This is a genomic window from Aeromicrobium sp. Root344 (genome assembly GCF_001425755.1).
Lineage (GTDB): Bacteria > Actinomycetota > Actinomycetes > Propionibacteriales > Nocardioidaceae > Aeromicrobium.
Map to the genome: position 1 here is coordinate 1585655 of NZ_LMDH01000001.1, position 23864 is coordinate 1609518.

Annotated in this window: 15 protein-coding genes; 4 read left to right on the top strand and 11 right to left on the bottom strand. The window is 68.8% G+C overall.

Annotated features, from left to right (window positions below):
* Window positions 1-17 precede the first annotated feature (17 nt).
* Window positions 18-1880, bottom strand: coding sequence for an acyl-CoA dehydrogenase (locus ASC61_RS07885; protein WP_056210769.1), 1863 nt, complete (start codon window positions 1878-1880; stop codon window positions 18-20).
* Window positions 1881-2019: 139 nt separating this feature from the next.
* Window positions 2020-2610, bottom strand: a complete 591-nt coding sequence (locus tag ASC61_RS07890) for an HAD family hydrolase (RefSeq protein ID WP_235503516.1) — start codon at window positions 2608-2610, stop codon at window positions 2020-2022.
* A 167-nt stretch (window positions 2611-2777) separates the two neighbouring features.
* Here ASC61_RS07890 and ASC61_RS07895 point away from each other — a divergent pair, with 167 nt between their 5' ends.
* Entirely contained in the window at window positions 2778-5885 is a 3108-nt protein-coding gene (locus ASC61_RS07895) for an Ig-like domain-containing protein (protein ID WP_157439417.1), read from the top strand.
* 81 nt (window positions 5886-5966) lie between these two features.
* Here the strand turns inward: ASC61_RS07895 and ASC61_RS07900 are convergent, their stop codons facing one another.
* The 9 genes from ASC61_RS07900 to eccCa all read right to left on the bottom strand — a co-directional run bounded on the left by ASC61_RS07900 (window position 5967) and on the right by eccCa (window position 20868).
* Window positions 5967-8549: a helix-turn-helix transcriptional regulator gene (locus ASC61_RS07900; RefSeq protein WP_056210771.1), complete on the bottom strand. Its 2583-nt coding sequence runs from the start codon at window positions 8547-8549 to the stop codon at window positions 5967-5969.
* Between the two features lie 282 nt (window positions 8550-8831).
* Window positions 8832-9455 (bottom strand): hypothetical protein, encoded by a 624-nt coding sequence (locus tag ASC61_RS07905; protein WP_056210772.1) that lies wholly within the window; start codon window positions 9453-9455, stop codon window positions 8832-8834.
* Window positions 9452-12346 (bottom strand): hypothetical protein, encoded by a 2895-nt coding sequence (locus ASC61_RS07910; RefSeq protein WP_056210773.1) that lies wholly within the window; start codon window positions 12344-12346, stop codon window positions 9452-9454. The genes ASC61_RS07905 and ASC61_RS07910 overlap by 4 nt, the downstream gene beginning before the upstream one ends.
* Window positions 12347-12473: 127 nt before the next feature.
* A complete protein-coding gene (locus ASC61_RS07915) occupies window positions 12474-12926 on the bottom strand; it encodes a hypothetical protein (protein ID WP_056210774.1) in 453 nt (150 codons plus the stop codon).
* Window positions 12923-15643, bottom strand: coding sequence for a TPR repeat region-containing protein (locus ASC61_RS07920; protein ID WP_056210775.1), 2721 nt, complete (start codon window positions 15641-15643; stop codon window positions 12923-12925). Before ASC61_RS07920 ends, ASC61_RS07915 begins: the two co-directional genes overlap by 4 nt.
* A 113-nt stretch (window positions 15644-15756) precedes the next feature.
* Window positions 15757-16113, bottom strand: coding sequence for a hypothetical protein (locus tag ASC61_RS07925; protein WP_056210776.1), 357 nt, complete (start codon window positions 16111-16113; stop codon window positions 15757-15759).
* Window positions 16114-16121: 8 nt separating this feature from the next.
* Window positions 16122-16427, bottom strand: coding sequence for a hypothetical protein (locus ASC61_RS07930; RefSeq protein WP_056210777.1), 306 nt, complete (start codon window positions 16425-16427; stop codon window positions 16122-16124).
* 28 nt (window positions 16428-16455) lie between these two features.
* On the bottom strand, window positions 16456-16815 hold the full coding sequence (locus ASC61_RS07935; protein WP_056210778.1) for a hypothetical protein: 360 nt from the start codon (window positions 16813-16815) through the stop codon (window positions 16456-16458).
* 87 nt (window positions 16816-16902) lie between these two features.
* On the bottom strand, window positions 16903-20868 hold the full coding sequence (gene eccCa, locus ASC61_RS07940; protein ID WP_056210779.1) for a type VII secretion protein EccCa: 3966 nt from the start codon (window positions 20866-20868) through the stop codon (window positions 16903-16905).
* A gap of 120 nt (window positions 20869-20988) precedes the next feature.
* On the opposite strand from eccCa, the gene eccD reads away from it, so the two are divergent.
* The 3 genes from eccD to ASC61_RS20060 are packed head-to-tail and all read left to right on the top strand — an operon-like array spanning window position 20989 to window position 23799.
* On the top strand, window positions 20989-22344 hold the full coding sequence (eccD, locus tag ASC61_RS07945; protein ID WP_056210780.1) for a type VII secretion integral membrane protein EccD: 1356 nt from the start codon (window positions 20989-20991) through the stop codon (window positions 22342-22344).
* A complete protein-coding gene (locus ASC61_RS07950) occupies window positions 22344-23468 on the top strand; it encodes a hypothetical protein (protein WP_056210781.1) in 1125 nt (374 codons plus the stop codon). The genes eccD and ASC61_RS07950 overlap by 1 nt, the downstream gene beginning before the upstream one ends.
* Complete coding sequence (locus tag ASC61_RS20060; RefSeq protein WP_200935409.1) at window positions 23461-23799, top strand: hypothetical protein; 339 nt, start codon at window positions 23461-23463, stop codon at window positions 23797-23799. The genes ASC61_RS07950 and ASC61_RS20060 overlap by 8 nt, the downstream gene beginning before the upstream one ends.
* The last annotated feature ends 65 nt before the right edge of the window (window positions 23800-23864 follow it).

Genomic DNA, 23864 nt, shown 5'->3' on the forward strand with positions numbered 1-23864 from the left:
CCTTCGGTGTCAGTGGCTCAGAACGACGACTCGTCGAGCTCCATGAGCGAACCGTCGATGTTCTCGGCGATCGCCCGCTCGCCGGCGAGCTGCGGGAGCACGTTGCGCGCGAAGAACTGCGCCGCCGCGACCTTGCCCTCGTAGAAGCTCTTGTCCGAGGCGGAAACCTCGCCACCCAGCTTCTCGAGGGCGACCTCGGCGCCGCGCAGCAGCAGCCACGCGACGGTCAGGTCACCGAGGACGTACACGAGACGCGTCGTGTTGAGGCCGACCTTGTAGATGTTCTTGAGGTCGCCCTTCTCGTCCGCGGGGTTCGACGACATGAGGTCGGTGAAGACCGCGCCGATGATCGCGGTGGCGTCGTCGAGGCCCTGCTTGAGCAGCTCGCGCTCGACCTTGAGACGACCGTTGCCGGCGTCGCTCTCCGCGAACGCCTTGACCTGCTCGGAGAGGTAGCCGAGCGCGACACCCTTGTCCTTGACGATCTTGCGGAAGAACAGGTCCTGGCCCTGGATCGCCGTCGTGCCCTCGTAGAGGGTGTCGATCTTGGCGTCGCGGACGTACTGCTCGATCGGGTAGTCCTGCAGGAAGCCCGATCCGCCGAACGTCTGCAGCGACTCGGTGCCCAGCAGGATCCACGAGCGCTCCGAGCCGTAGCCCTTGACGAGCGGCAGCAGCAGGTCGTTGATCGACTCGGACAACGACGCGTCCTCGCCGGCGGCCTGCTTGATGATGACGTCGTCCTGCCACGTCGCGGCGTACATGGCCAGCGAGCGCAGGCCCTCGGCGTACGCCTTCTGGGTCAGCAACGAGCGGCGCACGTCGGGGTGGTGCGTGATCGTGACGCGGGGAGCGGCCTTGTCGGACGCCTGCGTCAGGTCGGCGCCTTGGACGCGCTCCTTGGCGTAGTCGAGCGCGTTGAGGTAGCCGCTCGACAGCGTGGCCGCGGCCTTGAGGCCGACCATCATGCGGGCGTTCTCGATGACGCGGAACATCTGGTTGATGCCGTCATGCACCTCGCCGAGCAACCAGCCCTGCGCCGGTGCGCCGTCGCCGAACGTCACCTCGCACGTCGTGGACACCTTGATGCCCATCTTCTTCTCGACGTTCGTGACGTACGCGCCGTTGCGCTCGCCGGTCAGCTCACCGGTCTCGTGGTCGAAGTGGAACTTCGGCACGAGGAACAGGCTGAGGCCCTTGGTGCCGGGTCCGCCGACGCCCTCGACGCCGACGGGGCGGGCGAGGACCAGGTGCATGATGTTCTCAGCCATGTCGTGCTCGGCCGAGGTGATGAAGCGCTTGACGCCCTCGATGTTCCACGAGCCGTCCTCGTTGGGGAACGCCTTGGTGCGGCCGGCGCCGACGTCGGAGCCCGCGTCCGGCTCGGTCAGCACCATCGTCGCGCCCCAGCTGCGGTCGACCATGTGCTGCGCGATCACCTTGTCGCGATCGATGCCGTTCTCGAACACGATGCGCGCGAACGCGGGGCCGCAGGCGTACATCCAGATGGCCGGGTTGGCGCCCAGCACGAACTCGGCGCTGCCCCAGATCAGGGAGGCCGGTGCGACCTGTCCGCCCAGCTCCTCGGGGATCTGCAGGCGCCACCACTCGGCGTCCATCCAGGCCTTGTAGGACTTGGCGAAGGCGGGGTTCATCGTCACGGTCTTGGCGGCCGGGTCGTAGACCGGCGGGTTGCGATCGGCGTCCTCGAACGAGGCGGCGAGATCCTCGCGCGCGATGCGGTCGATCTCGGTCAGGATGCTCTTCGCGGTGTCGGCGTCGACCTCTTCGAAGGGTCCGGTGCCGAGGACGTCCTGCCGGTTGAAGAGCTCGAACATGTTGAACTCGACGTCACGGAGGTTGCTCTTGTAGTGGCTCATGCCAGCAATCCTTTGGGGGTACGCGCTGCACGGCAGCGGCTTGCTACTGGGTAGTAACTTAAGTATCCGTCCGCGGGCGGGTTAAAACAAGTCAAACGCCGGATGCGAAGCTGTCTGACCTGTCACACGTTGCCGCAGGTCAGCGGCGGTCGAGCCAGTCCGGGAAGTCCTCGAGGGTCGTCAGGACGGTGTCGGCCCCGGCCTCGCGCAGGTCGTCGGCAGTGCTCGGACCGGTCGTGACCGCGACGCCGACGACGCCGGCCAGCCGCGCGGCGTCCATGTCGTGCACGTGGTCGCCGACGTACGTCGTGGCGCCCTGCTCGCGCAGCACGACGCCCTTGGCCTCGCGCCACGCGCCGCCGAAGACCTCGCCGACCGGCAGCCCGAGGCGGTCGACGTGCAGTCTCGCGTTGGGCGCGTGCTTGGCGGTCAGCAGGAGCGTGCGGCCGACCTGGTTGGCGGCCTCGACCGCGTCGTACGCCCCGGGCATCGCGGTCACCAGGTCGAGCGCGATCAAGGGGTAGAGCTCGCGATAGCGGTCGGCCCAGTGCTTGACCTCGGGCTCGGGCAGCCAGTGCTCGAGCTCCCACTCGACCGGCGGGCCGAGCCGCGACACGACGAGGTCGGTGTCGATGTGGGCGCCGGTCTCGACGGCGAGCTGGTCGTACACCGCCTTGATGCCCGGTCGTGAGTCGATGAGCGTCATGTCGAGGTCGAAGCCGGTGATCACACCCTCGACCCTATCCAGAGCTGCCCGGCGAGACCGAGGCCGTGGCGCCGGTGAGACGCCCTTTCGTGATTACGTAGTACTTACGGATCCGCATGGGCGCTCAACGCTGAAGAGTACGTAGTCGTGGATTGCCATGGGGGCAATCTGCGTCTACAAGGAGATCTCCCGTGCGTTTACGCTCCTCCACCAAGCGCTCGTCCGCAACCCTCGCCGCCACGGCGATGATGTTCGCCGGACTGACCGCTGTGGCCATTCAACCTGCGTCCGCCGCACCCCAGGTCACGGAGTTCCACTCCGACGTGACCGGTGCCGTGGTGCCTGCAGGTGTCAACTTCCTGACGATCGAGCTCCACGGCGGTGCCGGTGGTGCCGGTGGCCAGACCGGCGGCTCCGGTGGTCGCGGCGCGGTCCAGAAGATCCAGCTGCCGGTGCAGCCGGGCCAGTCCTTCGACATCTCGGTCGGCGCGCACGGCGCGAACGGCGACCTCAACGGAACGTCGCACGGCGCGGGCGGCGGGTCCTCGCTCCCGGGTGCCGGTGGTCCCGGAGGTGACGGCTACCTGATTAACCCCGCCGTCTACGGCGCGGGCGGCGGTGGCGGTGGCGGCGCGACCTCGGTCGTCCTCGACGGCGACCTGCTGGCCGTCGCGGGTGGCGGTGGTGGTGGTGGTGGCACCAACTCCAACACGACACCCGGCGGAAACGGTGGCAACGCCGACGCGAATGGACAGAACGGCAGCGACGTCTCCAACGCGACCGGCGGCAAGCACGGCGACGCGCCGAACCAGGACGGCGGGATCGGCGAGAGCGCCACTCCGACGTCGGCGATCGCCGGCGGTGGCGCCGGTGGCGGTGGCGGCGGCTACGAGGGTGGCAGCGGCGGTGCGTTCACCGCCGACACCCCGAGCCTGATCAACGGTTCCAGCGGTGCCGGCGGTGGCGGTGGCGACAGCTACTTCGACGACGCCAAGGCCACGCGCACCAGCCTCACTGCGACCGAGGCCGGTGCCGGCTACGTGACGTTCACCTACTCGGTGATCTCCCCGACGAAGATCACGTTCAACTCCGGTGGCAACGACGACACGGTCAACCGTGAGATGCACGGCTACTCCGTCAACGTGGCACCCACCCAGCCAAGCCAGGCGCAGCCGACCGGCAACGTCACCATCGTGGCGAAGAGCCAGAACACCGGCGAGGTCATCAACCTCGGCAGCGACGCGGTCGACTCGAACGGCGACGCGACGGTCTTCTCCAACAAGCTCTACGTCGACAACGTCGTCCCGGGACAGGGCCAGTGGACCCTGACCGCGACCTACACGCCTGACGCGGCGAGCCAGTTCGACTCCCTGGGCTCGAAGGAGACGGAGAGCGCATATGTGAGCAGAGGTGACACCGACACGTTGCTGTCCAGCGACTCGGTCGACATCCCCAACTACGGCGACGACGTCAACTTCAACGTCTCGGTCCTGCCTGAGGCCCCGGCCTCGGGTCAGCCCACGGGCAAGGTGCAGTACTTCGTTGACGGTTCGCCCGTCGGACCCACCGTCTCCAACGGTCCGATCACGCTGAACTCGGCGGGCAACGGGACGTTGACCGTCCACAACCTCTCGGTCGGCGTCCACTCGATCACTGCCACGTACCTCGGGGATCGCGAGTTCAACCAGTCGTCCAGCAACGAGTCCGAGCTGAGCAACTTCGCGATCAACCAGGGTGACACGACGGTCACCCTGTCGATCCCGGACGGCAACTCCTTGCCGGATCTGTCTCACAACCCGATCCTCTCGGGTGAGGACGCCCTGCTGGACGTCCAGGTCAAGTCCAACAACAAGGGCAAGCTCAAGGCCGGCACTCCGGTGCAGCTGTTCGACAACGGCGTGCTCGTCGACGAGGCCGCCATCGACTACAAGGGGTTCGTGGAGTTCCGCGAGTCGGACCTCAGCACGAACGACCATGGACACCACCACTTCCAAGCGCTCTACAACCCTGAGGGTGAGGGCTCCGACCCGAACTTCCACCAGGCGTACAGCAACTTCCAGGATGTCGTGGTCAACTACGGCGAGGCGAAGGTCGACCTGACCGTCGACCACAACCCGCAGCGGGTCGGCCAGGACGTGACCTTCACGATCAAGGTGACCGGCACGGATCCGACCAGCAAGTACGACCCCGAAGGCGATGTGCAGCTCTACACGGCTGACAACACGCCGCTGGACGGGCCGATCACGTTGGTCAACGGCGTCGCGACCTTCACGACGGCCGACCTGCCGGTGGGCGCCAACACGCTCTACGCGGTCTACAAGGGCGACAAGCACTACAAGGCGGGGCCGAGCAACACGCTGCTCGAGAACATCACGCCGCAGCTGACGGCGATCGAGCTGTCGGCCAGTGTCGCTCCCGACCTGCAGTACGCGCAGAACGAGACGCTGACGGCTCGGGTCACGGCCGAATCCGTGCCAGCCCATGGCACGGTGACGTTCCTCGACAACGGCAAGGCGATCCTGGACTCGAACGGCAAGCAGATCGGGAAGAACATCGTGGTGGATGCCAACGGCATCGCGAGATTCTCCACGAGGTCCTTCCGTATCGGGCAGCACCAGTTCGGGGCGCACTTCACCGGTGACAAGGACAGCCAGTCCGGCGCCTCGAACACCCTGGCCGTCAAGGTGCTGCCGAACACGGTCCGGGTGGCGATCTCGACCGACCGCATCCCGGCATACACAGGCGACAAGATCCTGATCCATGCGAGGGTCTTGAAGGTCGGTACGAGCAAGGGTTCGATCACCGGGTTCCTGCAGTACTACGACGGTTCGACGAAGCTCGGTGGCGCGGTGCGAGTTTCCGGCAGCTACTGGGGGACCAAGTCCGTCCTCGCCAAGAGCCTGTCGGTCGGCAAGCACCGTCTGGTGGCGAGGTTCATCCCGAGCAGCGATCCGTCGTACCACCTCAAGGTGTACTCGGGGTCGACGAGCGACCAGCTGATCCAGATCCGCCGGACCGGTTCGGCGAACGCCAGGATCGCCGCGACGGTCAAGCGGACGTCGGTCGACACCGCCACCGTCAAGACCCACGTGGTCAAGAAGAGCGGCGGCGACGCATCGGGCTACGTCAACGTGTACCTCGACGGTGTGTTCGTCAAGAAGCTGCACCTCGACTCGAACGGCTACGCGACGGGCGACCTGACCAACGTGGCCGATCGTGAGCTCGCGGTGACGGTGGCGTACCTGGGATCGGGCAGGACCAAGCCGGTCAGCATCGGCAAGTTCCTGTACGCGTACTAGGAGGGACAACGGTGCCCCGCTCGGCCTGCTGCGGCAGGATCGGGCGGGGCTTCGTCGTGCCGAACGGCATGAGCGGCGGACTCAGGCCGAGCGACGGCGCAGCGCAGCGGCCAGCTGGTCCCGGCGATTGACCCCGAGCTTGGTGTAGATCCGGGCGACATGGGTCTCGACGGTCCGAGCCGAGAGGTGCAGCCGCTCGGCGATGACCTTGCTGGTGAGGCCCGCGGCCACCAGGGACGCGATCTCGGACTCGCGGCGTGACAGCGGGCTGGGCGTTCCCGTGGCCCGGCGCGGAACCCACCGACCAAAGCTCGCGAGCTGAGCGACGGCCGCGTTCTCCAGCACGTGGTCGCCGGCGACGATCGCCTGGACATGGTTGACCAACGCAGCTGCAACCGGGGCGTCGACCTGCAGCGCCAGCTTGGCCGCTTGGTCGGCCGCACCGCTCTCGCGGGCGATCTCGGGGTCGATGCTGGACACCAGGTCGAGGGCCCACAGCTCGGCCAGGTGGAATCCACGTTCCTGCGCCCAGAGCGTCATCGCCGTGGCCTGGCCCAGGGCATCGCTGTGTCCCAGGCCGTGTCTTGTGGCGACAAGCTGCGACCACACGTCAGCCTCGAACGCGCGACTGGCGCGTCGTGGCGTGTGGTCGACCAGCAGGCACAGAGCCTCGGCGCGTTGGCGGTCGCCCACCATCATCGCGCTGTGGGCCTCCCCAGCCAACGCCCAGGCCGCGAATCCGCTGGGGTCACGTAGCTCGAACATCCGATGAGCGATCTGGAACCGCTCGTCCGCCTCGCGCCACCTGCCCTCGGCGGCGAGCAGGCGGGCCTCGCCGGCGTACGTCAGGGCCGAGTCGAGCCGGGTGGCCTGGCCGACGGCTCGGGGATCGGCACCCTGCTGGCGGGCGTCCCCGATCCGGCCGGACACGATCCGGAGCAGGAAGGTCGTCAGGTAGATCTCCGCGCCGATGCGGGGCATGGACGCGTCGTACGCGGTCGCCGCCGGTGCGTAGCGCTCGGCGATCGCGAGGGCCTGCGTGGTGTTGCCGGTCCACGTCCGGGCCAGGATCGCCGGTGCGACGGCCTGCAGGCTCCACTTGCTTCCCGGGACGAGTCCGCCAGCCAGCTCATCGGCTGCGTCCAGAGCCGGCCCGAAGTCACCGGACCAGGCCCTCCGGGAGATCTGGGACATGCGTCGTCGCTGCGCGGCCTCGCCATCCAGGGCGGCGGAGCCGGTGTGGACGCGGTCGATGACGTCGAACGCGAGCTCCGGCTGGTCGAACCCGTACTGCTGGACGTCGGCCCAGAGCTCATGGAGGTCGAGCCACCGTTTGCGGGTTGCGGCGGCTGCACCGGGTGGGAGTGCCGCGTGGAGCTCGATCGCCTGCTCGACGTCGTGCAATGCGCGGACGGGTCGATCGAGGAACCGCAGCTCGCGTGCCCGAATCGCATGTGCCTCGATGCGGATCACCGGGTCGTCGGTGCGATCGAGCGCGGCGGTCGCGAAGTCGATTGCCGCTTCGTACTGACCGATCGTGCTGGCCGAGCGTGCCGCGTCGACGAGCTCGGCGGGCGCGACGTCGAGGCCGCACTCGAGCGTCCAGGAGGCCCAGCGCTGGTGCCCGGCGATGGTCTGGTGCGCCGTCTCGACGCGCGATCCGTACACGGTGTCGAGCAGGGCCCGGCGACGGCTCGGGGCGATGCCCAGCCGGACACACTCGGCGTACGCAGGCTGGGGCAGGCGCAGCACGGGGATGGGGACACGGATGACCGTCATGCCTTGATCGACCCGGACCAGACCGGACGCCGTGAGGCGGTCGAGAACGGTGGGGTCGACGAGGTGCCGCGCCGTGGCGAGTGCCAACGGCTCAGCGAGAGCGATGAGCTCCACGATGTCGCGCTCGTCGCCGGTGAGCTGGTCGACCTCTGACCTGACGACGTCGACCAGGCGGGCGTCGGGAATCGCCCGCTCGGCCCGCACCCACATGCCGTGCAGCGGGACGATGGCTGAGCTGGCCACCCCGGCGCGCACGAGCTCGTGGACCATCATCGCGTTGCCATCGCTGGCATCCATGACCTCGCGCACGAGGCTGGCGTCGACGGGACCGCCCAACGCCTCACCCAGGAGCGTCTCGACCTCGCGAGCGCTGAGTGCGGGAATGTCGACACGGGCCAGCAGGCCGTCCCGCCACAGTCGTACGAGGGCTGGGCTGGTCGTCGAGCGGGTCATGATGAGGAGGCTGATCTCGCCGAGGCGGCACAGGTGAGCGAGCAGCTCGGCGCTGTCGCCATCGAGAAGGTGCGCGTCCTCGACCTGGATCGCGACCGAGCGGCCAGCGGTTTCAGCGAGCAGACGTTCGTGCACCACTCGGGCGAACCGCCGAGGCGGCGCGGAGCCGGCTTCGAGGTCACCGGTCAGCGCGTCCACCGCGGCGAGAGGGATCGTGGACTCGTCGCGCGAGCCGGCAACCGCGTACCAGAGGAGCTCCTCGTCGCCCGTACGCTGCTCCAGCACGACGCGGGCCCGTCGCCCCAGGTGGGTCTTCCCGGCTCCTGCGGCGCCGTGGAGCACGGCACCCTGCTGGTTCTCGAATGCTGCGAGCACGCGCGAGAGCTCCTGGCGCGGCAAGGACGGCCACGTCGACCAGGGCTGATGCGACACCGCTCGCTCCGAAAACTCGACAAGTCCCTGGCACCAGCAACCCGTCGGGTGCTCCCTGCCGGTGGTCAGGTCTTGTGCGTCTGCCCTCAGTGCCGCGCCGGGGCTCGAACCCGTCTGTGTCGCCCTCGACCCAGGTGGCCCCCACATGAGCCACGCGTCTGACGACCAACGGCCGTCGTGGGAACTATAGGAGGGTTGATGTCTCGAGGAGACGGGTTTGGCCAGATTGGTGAGGTGCTGTCGCGTCCGTCACGGTGGTCCATCGGGCCACCACCCGGAGCCTCACGGTGTGTGGCGCGAGATGTCCCAGGACCGGCAGCGGGCCAGATCCTGCTGGGCGGCCGATCGCCGGAGGCTGACCTTCCAGTCGCTGCCCGAGCTGCGCAGCGTGTAGAGCGTCGCGGAAGGCTCCTGGTTGTCGTCGGGGGTGTCGCCGGCAGCCACGCGGAAACGTTCGTCCGTGCACGCGACGAGCTGCGCCCTGCTGCCGCTGACCGAGCGCTCGCTCACACGGATCCACAGCGGCCCCGTCCTGCGGGCGCCGCGCTCGTAGCCCTTGGTGACGTTGACGACCTCGGCGAGCTGCTCGCCCGTCGCCAGTGCGTCGTAGCCAGACGCCAACGTCGCGGCGGCGTCACCGTCGCGCTGGTCCTCGGGGAGGGAGGTGATGTAGGTGTCGAACGCGATGTAGCGCTGGAGCGCCACGACCTGCGGGTCGTCCGCGCTCGCACCGTCGCGGAGCTCCCACGTGATGGGCGAGTCGGCCGGTCCGGTCGTGGGTACGTCCGGCGGCGGCGTCGCGGTGGTCCTCGAAGGGGAGGGCTGTGGTTCTGAGTCGCCGTCGCACCCCGCGAGTCCCAGCAGCGCGAGGAGGGCGACCACCGCGGCGGTCGTCCTGGAGGTCATCGAACACCGTACTTGTCGAGCAGCTCGTCGTAGTCGTCGTTCTTCGACGGGTCGGCGTTGTAAGGATCGGCGTCGGACTCGGGGCCGGTGTAGTCGTTGGTGTAGTGCTTTTCCTTGTCGTCGTCCCAGGTGTCGGCGGTCGAGCCGTAGAGGTTGGACTTGGCCGACTTCTCGTCGAGCCAGCCACCGGAACCACCGATCCGGTCGTGGTCGCGACCGTTGAACCCGGACTGCCAACCGCTGTCGTACGTACCCTCGTCGAGACCCAGGTCGAAATAGGGATCCTTGAGCGCTTCCGCATCGAGATCGGGCTTGACCACGTAGTGGCCGTTCTCCTTGGTGTAGAGCGACTCGTAGCCCTCGGGCGAGAGCGTGCCGGCCTCGAGGGCCGCCTGGACCACGATGCGTCGCTGGACGGTCTGCGAGTCGTTGGCGGCCTGGGCGGCCCAGTCCCCGGTCACCTTGATCTCGTGCGCGTGCGAGTCCTCGGGCGGTGACCCTGCCGAGAACAATGCGTCGAGGAAGCCGCTCTGGACCTTGCCGGAGGACGCGTTGAACATCGACACCCCGGCTTGGGCGAGGGCGCCGGCACCTTCGGCGGCCTTGGCGCCCGGGATGACCGAGACGCCGATGTCGGCGACCATGCGGAGCGCAGCCATCTGGCGCTGCTTGGCGGAGTACTTCTCGTCGGCCGCCTGGTTGTCGCCGGCGTCCTTGCCGGCCGCAACGTCGACCTGGTGCTCCATGTCCGCGCCGACGATCCGGCCCTCCAGGCGGCCGGCCCGGTCGATCGCCGCCTTGACGTCGCCTGCGTCGCCGTTCCTCATCGCGTCGGTGATCTGCTGCTGGGCGTCCCACGTGGCCGCTGCGTGGAACCGGACGGCATCCTCGTCGCCGGTGCCTGACACGAAGCGGAGGAAGTTGCTCTCGACCGACGGGTTCATCTCGAAGCCGTGCTCGCCGGCCGTGTTCTGCTGCGAGCTGTCATGGGCGTCGCCGAACTGGTCGACCCAGTTGATGCCGGCGTCGACGACGGCATCGCTGATGCCCTCCGTCATGCGACCCAGGGCGACGGCGTCCTTCTTGTCGATGTCACCGTCACCGTCGCTGTCGTAGCGCCCACCGAGGTAGCCCGCCTGGTTGTCGCCGACGTCCTTGATGAGCGCGAGCGCGGCCCGCGACTGCATCTCGCCACCACCGCCGTGCGCGGGGTCGCGGTCGGTGCCCGAGCGGATGACGTCGATGACGCCCGTGTCGTCGGTCCAGTTGAGCCCGAGGAGCGCCTTGCGGTCACCCTCGTTGAGCAGCAGGGCCGACGCGCCGTCCTCGTTGCGCGACGCGACGCTGAGGAGGTTGCTCGCCGCGCCGTCGTCGAGCATCGCCTTGATGCCGGGCAGGTCACGGAGCTCCGGGATCGGGTCGTACTCGCCGTCCCAGTCGCCCAGGTCCTCACGGTTGAGCCCGTTGGCCGAGGCGAGGATCGCGTTGAGGTCCTGCTTGACGTGGATGGCCTGCTCGCCGAGGTGCTGGCTGAACAGGTCGCCGCCCTCGACGTCCTCGGACGCCGTGCCGAGCAGGTCGGCCCAGCCCTTGACCGCCTCCAGACCCTTGATCGAGTCGAAGCCCTCGCCGGAGCCGTAGCGGTAGCCGTCGTGCGACTCCCCGACGCGGAGGTCGAGCAGGTCGCGGATCGCCTGCGGGTAGGGGCGGCCGGACGGGTTGTCCACCGTGCACATCGGCAGCGGCGTGGCGCCCTTTTCCTGCACGTCGGTGTTGGTGATGTTGAGGATCGCGTCGGAGATCGGGCGCAGATGGCTGTTGGCCATCTGGGTGAGGACGTCGCTGGGCGCTCCCGGCGCGATCGAGCTGACGGCCTCGCGGACGACACCGGCGACCTTGGTGAGGTTGTCCGCCCCGACCGTGTTGGTCCAGTTCGTGATGTAGGACGCCTGTGCGGCGGTCATCAGCTTGTCGGGCTTGCCGTCGCCGTCGTTGTCGGCGATCGATGCGTTGATCGCCGCGAGCCGGGCGTTGGCCTTGTCGATCAGGGCGAGGGTCTCGCTGCTGGGGTTCTTGTCGTCGAGGGCGTCGTTGAGCAGGGCCGCGTCGACCTTGGCCTGGACGTCCACGAGCTTCAGCAGGGCGGGAGGCAGCTGTGACGCCGTCATGATCGCGACGATGTCGTCGGACACCTGGGGGTTGTCGGCGAGGTAGTCCTTGACCTCGTCGTCGCTCATGTCGGCGAAGTTGGGAAGCAAGCCGTTGGCCACGGCGTGCTTGTAGTACTCGACCTTGTCGGCGTCCGTCAGCTTGAGGTCCGGGAAGAGAGTGGCGGCCGTCAGGGGGATCAGGCCGGCTCGGATCAGCTCGCGGACGTTCTCGTCCGTGGGTCCCTGCTTGAACCGCGTGGCGATCTCGTCGGCAGAGTCGTCGATCGTCGCCTGTGCCTGGTGGTAGCGACCCTTGAGATCGGCCTCGATCCGGGCCGCAATCGCGTCGTAGTCGATCTTCTCGTCGCCCGACCTGACCTCGGGCTGGTGCTGCATGCCGAAGACCGTGCTGCGGTAGCGGGTGTGGTAGTCGACGTTGATCTGGTTGACGGTGTTGTCGAACTCGTCGACCATCTGGCCGAACGACCTCAGCAGGCCGACGGCGTACTGGCCCTTGACGGCGAGGCTGTGCGCGACCTTCTTGGCCTCGGCGGGGTTGGCCCTCACGCCGGCCTCGATGTCGCCCTCGATGGCGTTGGCGGCCCGGACCTCGTCGCCCTCGAGCTCGCCGGCCAAGGACTGGATCACCCCGGCGTTGGTCCCGGGCGCCTCGGCAGCGGCGCGTACGGCATCGCCCGTGACCTTCCAGTATTCGAACGGTCCGTCGGTCCTGGTCACCATGTCTCTACCCCCGTGATGGCATGTGACAGGCATTCTAGTACGTCCCGCCGGCCCGATCTCTGGTGGACAGAAGCGCGGTGGCCGGGCCCGTCCGCGGTGCGTTCGACGACACGGTCACGGGGCGAGGTCATCCCGAGGGTTGGCTTGACGCGTTGTCGAGGTAGCCGGGGGCGCCCTGCGTACGTTCGATGTCGGCGTCGGTCGTCGTCCGCAGGCAGGTGCGCTCGAAATCGCGGTCCACGGTGATCCCCTTGAGACCCGGCGACGCGAACAGCTTGTCCCGGAACCGGTCGAGGTCACTGGTGGGCTTGGTCGTGAAGTCCACGATGCGCGGCGTGCCGTCGACCTCAGTGTGGTCGACGTAGTCCGGCAGGTCCGAGGGCTTCACGACGCCGTCGGTGATCAGCTTCCTCAACCCCTGGATCTCGCAGTAGGAGGACATCAGCGGACCGATCGACCGTGCCGGGGCGATCGTCGACGTCGGCTCGGGTGTCGGTGACGGGTCGGAGTCGCTGCCGCACCCAACGAGCGACAGGCCCAGCAGCGCGGCGACGACCGCGACGCCTCCGCGACGCCTCACTCGTGCTCCTTCCAGCCCCCGTCGGTCAGGAACGGACCGATGTCGTCACCCGGCTTGCTGCTCTTCGGGATCGAGTAGAAGTCGTGATACGAGTCGTACTGGTCGCCGATCTCGTTGACGAATGTCGAGTAGAACGGCGAGTCGGGCGACGAGCCCGGAGGCACGTGCTGCTTGAAGTAGCTGTCGAGCAGCGCCGAGGCGTCGTCGGCGAGCTTGTCGGAGTCCGCGGTGTAGGGGTAGCGCAGGCTGGACGGAACGTCGGATGCCGGGATCGCGTGGGACTGCACGAGGGCGTCGATCATGACAAGAGAGTTCGCTGTACGTACGTGCGAACCGGTCGGCGCCCAGTCGTCAGGCAGGTTGGGCGGCGGCGCGGGGAGCGAGGCCGGCGTCAGCAGATTGCTGACGAGCGTGTTCGCGACGCCGGCGGGGGCCCCGACAATGTCGCTGGCGATCGGAATCTTGCCGGCGAGCGTCGCGACGATGCCGGAGGCGATCTTCATGTCACGGATGTGATCGTTCTCGGCATCCTGCAGGTTGGCGTGGCGCTCGGTCGCCTCGTTCTCCGACGCGGCGTCGAGCATCGCGGAGAGCCTGGCGTTGGCGCCGGCCAGCTCGCGCGCGCCCATGCTGCCCGGGTCGTTGATGAACGCGCGGATGCGGTCCTGCTCGTGAGCCGTGACGAGGGTCGAGAGCCGGAACGCCGTGCTCTGGTGGTCGCCGGTGTCGTGGTCGCTCATCAGCAGCGTCATGAGGCGAACCTGGTCGGCCTTGGTCAGGCCGGCCGCGTCGTCCTCGCTCGCGAACTCGCTCAGATGGTCTGCCAGCCCGTTGGTGATGGCAATCGCGAGCAGCCGGTTGTTCTGGGCTGCCGAGTCGCCCTTGCCGTCGTCGTGGGAGCCCATCAGGTTCTTGAACACGTCGCCGTCGGTCTCGGAGATCGACTTGGCCAGGCCGTTGAAGGCCCGGTCGGCGAGATACTGCTCGTGCCCACCCGCAACGTGCGAGTCGTGGATCCAGTCGTACATGTGCGCGACCTGGCCCTCGTCGTCGCCCTTCCAGTCGTGGCCGAACAAGGTGGCGTTGAAGTTGGTCGTGCGCACCATGCCCAAGGGCTCGTCCTCGTTGAAGCTCGTGCCGTAGTAGTTGGGCGGCAGGTCTCCCTTGCCGGAGACCAGGTCGGACGTCGCCTCGTGGTTGCGGCTGACCACGTCGAGCACGTCGCTCGCGAGATCGTCGTCCCAGTTGTGGTCGTCGCCCGGCTGGCGGTCCCAGTACTGGTCGGTGATCGAGGTCGACGTGACTGCGGTCGAGGCGATGTGCTTGGCGAGGTCGTCGCCGGGCACCGCATCGCCGTGCGCGAGCAGTCGGGCCAGGTCCTTGAAGTCGTCGTTGTCGTCGAGCAGCTCGGTCGGGAACGCGCCGTTGGACCACGTGGACTGCGGAAGCTGATCGGCGTCGTGGCGCAGGTCTTCGGGCAGAGATTCCCAGCTGCCGCCGAAGTCCTCCTGGGAGGTGTTGAGTATCGCGTTGGCGTAGTCCTCCTGCAGCATGTCCTTCCACGAGTCGGTGAACCCGCCGACCTTGTCGGTGACGTCGTAGCTGCCGGAGAGTCCGCCGTACGGCGAGTAGGGGTAGTCCCGGGTCTCGCCGGTCTTCCACTCGTGCTCGTTGGCGTTGATGTAGTCGAGGATGTCGTCCTTCTTGGAGTAGGTGCCCGCCACGAACTCCTTGAGATAGGACTGCGCGTTGCCCACCGTCGTGTTGTGGGCCAGGTCGACACCGTTCTTGGCCGCCCATGGCGCGAGCAGCGCCAGGCCCTCGTTGATCCCACTGACGTTGTGGAACGCGTTGAGGAAGTCTGCCGGACTGACATCGGCGTCGTCGCCCAGCACTCCGAGGATCTTGGCGACGTCGCCCTTGGCGTCGTCGCTGTCGACGTGCGGCAGCGCCAGGGCGATGATGTCGAGCTGCAGCCCCTGGCCCGGATCCTTGATCTGCAGCCAGCTCTCCAGCAGGCCGGGGTTCTCGTCGATGAACGCGGTCCGCTGCTCCTCGGTCATGTGAGCGAAGTCGGGCATGAGCCCGGCATCCATGCGGGAGCGGTAGTAGTGGTACTTGTCCTCAGGGGTGAGGGCAAGGCCCGGCCACAGGCCCGCTGACGTCAGGGGGATGAGGCCGGCGCGGATCAGCTCGCGGACGTTCTCGTCGGTCGGGCCCTGCTTGAACTTGGAGGCGATGCCGTCGGCCGCGTCGTCGATGGTCGCCTCGGCCTGCGCGTAGCGGCCCTTGAGGTCGGCCTCGATGCCGGCAGCGATCCCCTTGTAGTCGATTTTCTCCTCGCCCGTCTTGTACTCGGGCTGGTGCTGCAAGCCGAAGATCGTGCTGCGATAGCGCGTGTTGTAGTCGATGTTGATCTGGTTGACCGTGTTGTCGAACTGGTCGACGAAACCGGCGAACTGGTTGAGCAGGCCGACGGCGTACTGGCCCTTGGCGGCGAGGCTCTGGGCCGTGGTCCTGGCTGCTGTGGTGTTGGCCTTGACCCCGGCCTCGATGTCGCCCTCGATCGCCGCGGCGGCGTTCTTCTCGTCGCCCTCGAGCTCGCCGGCGAGCGACTGGATCACGGCTGCGTCGGATCCGGGCTTCTCGCCGGCAGCACGGATCGCGTCTCCCGTGACCTTCCAGTAGTCGAACGGTCCGTCAGTCCTCGTCACCATGTCGTGCCCCCGGTTCAACAAGATTGTCGTCGAAATGAGCGACGCCAGCGGGACATGCATCCCGCTGGCGCCGTTGTCGTGCTGTGCCGTCGTCGAACTGGCCGGAGCCGGTGTCAGACCTGGCGGTTGATGCGGTCGCCGACCTCAGAGGTCGTGCTGATCGGCGTTGCGAGGTTGGCGGCGCCCGCCTCGTCGCTGTTGCGAGCGGTCGAGGCCACGTTGGACACGTTGTGACCACCGTCGGTGAGCAGGTTGCCCAGCTTGCCCGAGTCGTCGAGCACATGGTCGTTCACGAAGCTCGTGAGCGCCGTGCCGACGATGGGGTGCCCGAGGCCGCCCGACGCGGAGTCGAGGCCTTCCTTGAGCCCCTTCGCCGCGGCATGGCCCGACGTCGAGCGTCCCGAGACCGTCGTCCCGACCTTGTGCAGCTGACCGACTTCGACGCCGGTGACGTCGCTGGATCCACCCATGACGAGCCTCAGTTGATCGTGTTGAGCGACTTGTTGGCCGCGCTGCGGACGTTGGCGATGAACTCGTCGGTGTTCTCCGAGGTCTTGCCGGCGAGCTTGTTGACGTTGGTGTCGATCTCGTCGCCGTGGTGGCGGCTGACCGAGCGCGTCTGGGCCTGCAGGTCGGAGCCGACGCCGCCCTCCATCTGGTTCTGGAGGTGGGCCTGCTGACGGTCCGCGCCCTCGTTGGTCTCGCGGAAGTTGGCCATGTTGGAGCGGGTGTCGTCGACGTGCTGCTGGACGGACCCACGGTCTACGCGAAGCTGATCACTCATGATGTCTCCTTGAAGTCGAAGGGGGCGCTCAGGCCCGGTTGATCTTGGCGGTCAGGTCGGACGCGGCGGTCTCGACGGTGCGGGACTCACCAGCCTGGTCGTGGGAGGCGGTGTCTTCGTGCCCGGCGGTGCGGCGCAGGTAGTCGGCGCCGCCAGCAGCGTTGTTGGTGTGCATGAGCGCACCGGCCGAGAGGCTGTTGGCCGCGGCGGTCGAGCCGTTGCCGGCCTGGGTCGCGAGCGCACCCTTGTTCTGGCCCAGCAGGTCAGCCGTGTGGTTGTGCTGCTTCTTGGAGAGGCCGTGCGCGTTCTCGCCTTCGGTGGCGAGGCCCTTGTTGCGCTGGAGGGCGCCCTCATAGCCCTCGGACAGTGATACGCGATCTGAAGTCATCGTGGATTACCCCCTGTGTGAGTCAGTCAGTTTCCTCAGGATATGGCATCGACCCGATTTGCGACATCCTTGCTCATAGTGGACGGTTCAACTGTTGCGCTGGTCGTCGTCGACCCGTGCCGTCTGGACCAGGGACGTGGCGCCGTCGCGCGTGACGTACATGGCGCGACCCTTGGGCAGGCGCCGCGACGGGTGGCCGCCGACGAGCCGGCCCTCGAGCCGGTCGCCGGAGAACATGAATCCCGGTGCGCTGAGGTCGATCAGGCGCTGGATCATCGGCTCGAACACGGCACGCGACATACCACCCGTGCGCCGGGCGAGGACGAGGTGGAAGCCGAGGTCACGACCCTGCGGGAGCAGGTCGACGAGCGGCGCCAGCGGATCGCCCTGGGACGTCGCGACGAGGTCGTAGTCGTCGACGATGACGAACACCTCGAGGCCGGACCACCAGGTGCGGTTGCGGAGCTGCTCGGACGTGACGTCCGGACCGGGCACGCGGGCGCGGATCGCGCCCGCGACGTCGGCCGCCATCGCGGCCGCCTGCTCCATGCCGGTCGCGTACGTCAAGAGGTAGTCCTCGGGTACGACGTCGAGCAGCGAGCGGCGGTAGTCGACCACGACGATGCCGATCTCGTCGGCGGTGCGGCTCGAGACCAGGTTGTGGATCAGCAGCTTGAGCAGGTTGGACTTGCCGGTCTCGCCGTCGCCGTAGACCTGCAGGTGCGGGTCGGCGCCGAAGACGTCGATCTCGGCCGGTCCGAGGTTGAGCTCGGAGATGCCGACGAGGACGCCCTTGTCGCCGAGCTCGATGGGCGGCAGGTCGGCCAGCGTGACGAGGCGCGGCAGCACCTCGACCTTGGTGACGCTGCGGTCGCCCCACTTGGTGAGGACGGCGTTGATCAAGGTCTGTTGCGCGGTGTCGTCGGCCGACGCGTCAGGCACCTCCAGCACCGGGAGCGCCGCCTGGAACAGCAGTGCCGAGTTGCGGGTGCCGGTGATGCCGCGCCCGTTGGCCTCCTTGGGGATCTGCTCCATGACCTTGCGGTCGAACTCCGAGTCGTACGCGTCGTTGATGCGCAGCTCGAGCCGGCCGCCCATCGAGCCCTGCATGCGCATGCGGACCTGCATGTTCTGGGTCACCGTGACGATGACGTGCACGCCGAAGTTGGTGCCGCGGGCGGCGATGTCGGCGATCGCGTAGTCGAGGTCGTCGAACTCGTCGCGGAACGTGCCCCAGCCGTCGACGATCAGGAAGATGTCACCGGGCTCGTCGTCGGGCACCGTGCCGGCGGCGCGGGCGCGGCGGAACGCGGCCATCGACTCGAGGCCGTGCTCGCGGAACATCGCCTCGCGGTGGTTGAGCGACGCGCGTACGTCGTTGACGGTGCGGCTGATGCGCTCCGGGTCGACCCGGGCCGCGACGGACGCGACGTGGGGGACACGTTGCAGCGCGCTGAGCGACCCTCCGCCGTAGTCGATGCAGTAGAAGATGACGTCGCCCGGCGCGTACGACATCGACATCGACAGGATCAACGTACGGATGAGGGTCGACTTGCCGGTCTGCGGCGATCCGGAGATCACGACGTTGGCGCCGCCGCCCGTGAAGTCCCACTCGAGCGGGAACTGGCTCTGGTGGCCCGGGTCGTCGACCTGTCCGAGCACCGCGACACAGGTCGTGGGGTCGGACGTGTCGTCGAGCGAGATCAGCTCGCCGAGAGCGAGCTTGGCCGGCAGTGGCTCCAGCCAGACGGGCCGGACCTGCGTGGCGCCGGACGCCGTGATCTGGTCGCAGAGCACGTCGAGCACCGTGGCGTTGGAGGCGGCCTGGTCGACCCGCATCCCGCCGTCGAGATCGTCGAGCGCAGCCTGCTGGGCGGCGAGCCAGGCGCCGAGCCCGTTGACCGCGACGTAGGGGACGACCGGCACCGACGTCTTGGGCCCGTCGCTCGGCGGCACGTAGGGGGACGACACGAGTGCGGCCTTGAAGCGGTCGAACACGGTCGTGTCGACCTTGAGATAGCCGGAGCCGGGCTCCGGCGGCAGGTGGAACGCGTCGGGTACGCCGATCGCGTCGCGGCTCTCGCCCTCGGAGAACGTCCGGAGGCTGATCCTGTAGGAGAGGTGCGACTCGAGCCCGCGGATCTTGCCCATCTCGAGCTTCTGGGTCGCCAGCAGCAGGTGCACGCCGATGGATCGCCCGATGCGCCCGATGGCCACGAACAGCTCGGCGAAGTCGGGCTTGGCGGTCAGCAGCTCGGAGAACTCGTCGACGATCACCAGCAGGTGCGGCAGCGGCTCGAGGTCCTCGCCGGCGTCGATGCGGTCCTGGTAGACCGTGACGTTGGGCAGGTTGCCGGCGTCCTTGAGGATCTCCTGGCGTCGCTGCATCTCGCCGTAGAGCGCGTCGCGCATCCGGTCGACGAGGGTGAGGTCGTCCTGGAGGTTGGTGATCATGCCGGCGATGTGCGGGATGTGCTCCATCGCCGCGAACGTCGCGCCACCCTTGAAGTCGACCAGCATCAGGGCGAGCCGGTCCGGGCCGTGGCCGATGACGAGGGAGCTGACGAGCGTACGGAGCATCTCGGACTTGCCGGAGCCGGTGGCGCCGACGACGAGTCCGTGCGGCCCCATGCCGCCGTGCGCGGACTCCTTGAGGTCGAGCACGACGGTGTTGCCGGTCGCACCCACGCCGATCGGGACCCGCAGCAGGTCGCGCAGCGCTCGCGGCCGCCAGGAGCGTACGAGGTCGAGCTTCGCCGGGTCGGCGACACCGAGGATGTCGGGCAGGCCGACCGTGTCGGAGAGTCCGTCGTCGCTCGCGTCCTCGATCGTGAGGCGCAGCGCCGACAGCAGGCGGGCGACGGCGGAGGCGACGCCCTCCGGCGGGATGTCGAGCGTGAACGGCGCCTCGCGGGAGTCGAGCACGACCGAACCGTCGTCGCCGAGCTCGATGCGCTCGTTGACCGACTCCGGCTCGTGCCGGGCCGAGTCGAGCAGCGACACCACGTGCACGCCGAGGGCCGCGAGCGGGACCTGCGGGTCGGGCGACGTCAGGTGCTGCCCCGGCTGCAGCCCCTCGCCGTCGACGATCACGACGAGGTGCGACGACGGCGCCGACGAGCCACCGCGCGATCGCTGGGCACGGTCGAGCCGGGCCTCGAGGTCGGCGGCCAGCAGCTCGGCCATCGCGGGCACGTCCGAGGTGACGCGCCGTGCCGGCAGGTCGCCGTCGAGGGCGCTGCCCGACTGCGTGTGGGGCAGCCACTTGATCCAGTCCCAGTCGGCGGCCGTGTCGTCGGAACGTACGAGTGCGATCTCGACGTCGTTGGGGCTCTGCAGCGTCGCGAGCTGGAGGACCAGGTTGGTCGCCAGCGCCCTGCGGTGGAACGGCCGGCCGATCACGCTGGTCTGGCCGATGTCGCGCAGGTTGAGCGTGATCGGCTGGGCGCGCAGCGAGGAGTAGCGCTGGGTCAGCTCCTGGGCGGCCTGCAGGCACACGGGGTCGAAGTCGTTGAGCGGCCCGGTGTCGGCGTCGAGCGTCAGGCCCGATGCCAAGGGCACCTCGCCCGTGCCGAGCCGTACGGACAGGAAGTCGAGGTGCGACGGGCGGCGCTCCCAGCGGCGGGTGTCGTCGCGGCAGATGTCGAGGAGCTCGTCGGTGCGGGGGTAGCGCCAGGCCTGCTCGGCGCGCTGGCTCGCGATCTGGTCGCGTGCCGTGTGGCGCAGGGCCTCGATGTAGTCGAGATAGCGCTCGCGGCCCTCGCGCACCTGGCGCTTGGTGCCGCTGCGCTGGCTGATCATCATCATCACGCCGATCGCGATCGACCCGATCAGCGCCAGCAGCGCCGCGACCGCCACGATGGGCCGGCCGCGCTGCGTGATGGCGACCGTCACGGAACCGGTGCCGCTCATGATCGGCATCATCATCATGCTGGCGCCGGCCATGGCGGGCGCAGCCTGCCCCTTCATGGGCGGAGCCTCGATCGACAGCGGCGCCGACTGCGTGCTCGGCGGCTCGATGCGGGCCGGACGTTTCACCAGTGCGGTCGTCATGAGTCCCCGGGTTCGATGAGCGGATGTGTGGTGGCGTGGGTCAACGATATGCTCGCAAGCGCCATCTCGAGCCCGCAAGGTGCGGCCACTGGCATACCGTGACGTCAAGGGGGTTGACCGTTGCTGACTGCATACAGCCGGGTCACGGTCGTCACGACCGATCGTACGATCGACCTCGCCCTCCCCAACGCGTTGCCGCTGGCTGACGTGTTGCCGCAGGTCATGCGCTACGCGGCCCCCGACAACACCAACGGCTCGCCGACGAGCTGGACCCTCGCCCACCTGGGTGGCGCCTCGCTGTCCTTGGCGCAGACCTTGGGTGACGCCGGGGTGCTCGACGGCGACATCCTCGAGCTGCGGGCGCAGGACGACGACGTCCGCCCGGTGGCGGTCGAGGACGTACGCGACACCGTCGAGGACAGCGTCGACGCGTCCGGCGGCGTCTGGACGACGCTGACCACGCGCTCCTTCACGGTGATCCTCGGTGTCGCGGTGCTCACCGCGCTCGGCGTCATCGCCTGGGCCGCGGGCCAGCTCGACGAGGGCGGCCGCCTCGCGGACGTCATCACCCCGACCGCGACGCTGCTCACGACGGCCGTCCTGCTGTTCGTCACGTGGTGGGCCTCGCGGTTCGCGCGCGTCGTCGACGCGCAGGTCGCGGCGGCCGGCGCGATGGTCTTCGCCGCACTCGCCGGGTCGGTGCTCGGTGACCGCGCCGACGTCGACAGCTGGGAGGTCGTCGCGATCACCGTCGCCGCGGTCGCCGTGGTCGCCGGGGTCGCTCGACTCCTCACACCCGCAGCCACCGGCCACCTCGCGGTCGGCGTCGTCGTCCTGGTCGCGGGACTCAGCTATGCCATCGTCGGCTGGACCGACATCCCGGTCGACCACTACCGTCGCGTCCTCCCGGTCGTCGTCCTCCTGGTCGTCGGCGTCATCCCGTTGGTGTCGCTGTCGGTCGGCGGTCTGGCCAGCGCGGACTACCGCGTACGCCATGTCGGCCGGCTCGACCTCGTCACGCTGCGGGCCCGCTATCGCGCGAGCAACGCCGTCCTGATCGGCTCCCTCGTCGGCATCGCCCTGGTCGTCGCGTGGGGTGGCATCGCGCTCGACCTGGCCGGCAGCTCGTGGGACCGCACGTTGGCCCTGACGCTCGCCGCCGCAGCCATCCTCCGGTCACGACTGTTCTCCCGTACGCCGCACATGCTGCCGCTGCGTGTCGCCGGCATCGCGGTCATGGTGTTCGCAGCGGTCCGCTTCGCCGTCGAGGAGGAGTCCACGACGCCATGGCTCGTCGTCGCGGTCGCCCTGGTGCTGCTCGCGGCAGTCGCGCTGTCGACGCTGCAGATGTCCGACATCACCCGGGCGCGCGTCAAGCGCTGGCTCAACGTCGTCGAGTTCCTGGTCGTGGTCGACCTCCTCGTCGTGCTGTTCGGCGCCCTCGGCGTCTACGACAAGATGGGAGGGGTCTTCTGATGTCTGACGACGACCAGGACCAGCCCGACCAGTCGCTGCGCGACCGCCGCCAGGCCCAGTCCGCGGCCAGCGACCTCAGCCGCATGGGCATCGACCCCCGCAGCCTCGGTCTCGGCGACCCCGAGCCGCGGACACCCCCTCGGCCGGAGCCCGAGGACGTCGACGAGCCGCGGGCCCGGGTCGTGCCGATCCGCCCGGAGTTCGACCCCCCGACTCCTGAGGCCGCACCGGTGCCCGACGACTCCGTACGCCCGCCGTCGGCCGCCGAGCAGCTGTTGTCGCGCACCGGCTCACCCGAACCCGCACCGCGGCAGACCGGGCGCCTGCTGCGCACCGTCGCCAAGGGACTCACGACACCCGATGCCGCGCTGGCAGTCCAGGGCGAGCGCCTAGCCGTCGACGCGATCCGCCAGCGGCAGACCGATCGCCGCATCGTCGCGTTCGTCGCCGGCAAGGGCGGCGTCGGCTGCACCACGATCGCCGTCGGCGTCGGCACGGCGTTCATGGCGATGCGCGAGGACCACAGCGTCGTCGTCGACGTCCAGCAGGGCTCGCCGTCCCTCGGCCGTACGTTCGGCGCTGCGGAGCCCCGCACGGTGGCCTCGATGCTCTCCGAGGTCGAGGCGACCACGCCGCCGGCGGCGGCGACGGGTCTCGGACTCGTCGACGGGTCGGGCTGGGACCAGGGGCTGACCCGCGCCGACGTCGCAGGGGTGCTCGACCGGTTGCGGGCCGACCACACGTTCAACCTGCTCGATGTCGGCGACGACGCGGGCGAGGGTGGCCACTCGGCGCTCGCCAGGGCCGACCAGGTGGTCGTCGTGACGAGCCCGGGCGAGCTCGGCGTCCACGCGTTGCGGGCGGCCCTCGACCGCATCAAGGTCGTCAACCCGCAGGCCGCTGCATCGGCGATCAACGTCGTCGTCTGCCCGCACGAGCAGTCCCACCGCGACGCCCAGCGCGAGTTCGCCGGAGCACCCGGCGCCGCGGTCGTCGTCGTCCCGCCCGACCCGCATCTGCAGGCCGGTCACGCGTACGACCCGGCACACGTCACCCCAGCCACCCGCGAGGCCATGCTCCGCATCGGCGGCCTCGTGGCGGGCCGTAGGTCGAGGCATGACTGAGCAGGACGGTCACCGGCCGCCTCCCGTGGGCCCGCGGACGGCGATGCAGAACACGCCCAACGCCGAGCGCTACGTCCTCGAGGCCGATGCGATGCGGCGGCGGCAGCTGCGCTCGGCCCTCCTGCACGGCAGCCGCCGCACCTGGCGCGAGCACCGCCGCGTCTGGCCGGCGCTGGTCGTCGGGCTGATCGTCGTGGCGGTCATCGTCGCCGCCCTCGCCGTGACCGAGGCGTTCCGCAAGACCGAGGAGAACGAGAAGAAGGAGCAGCAGCAACAGGGCCGCCCGCCGTCGTCTGCTCCTGCAACGCCCGGGCCCAAGAGCTCTCGCTGACGGTGCCGTCCGCCGTCGGGCGGCACACGTGACTCCGTGTACCGTTTGTCCCGAGATCCACGTCG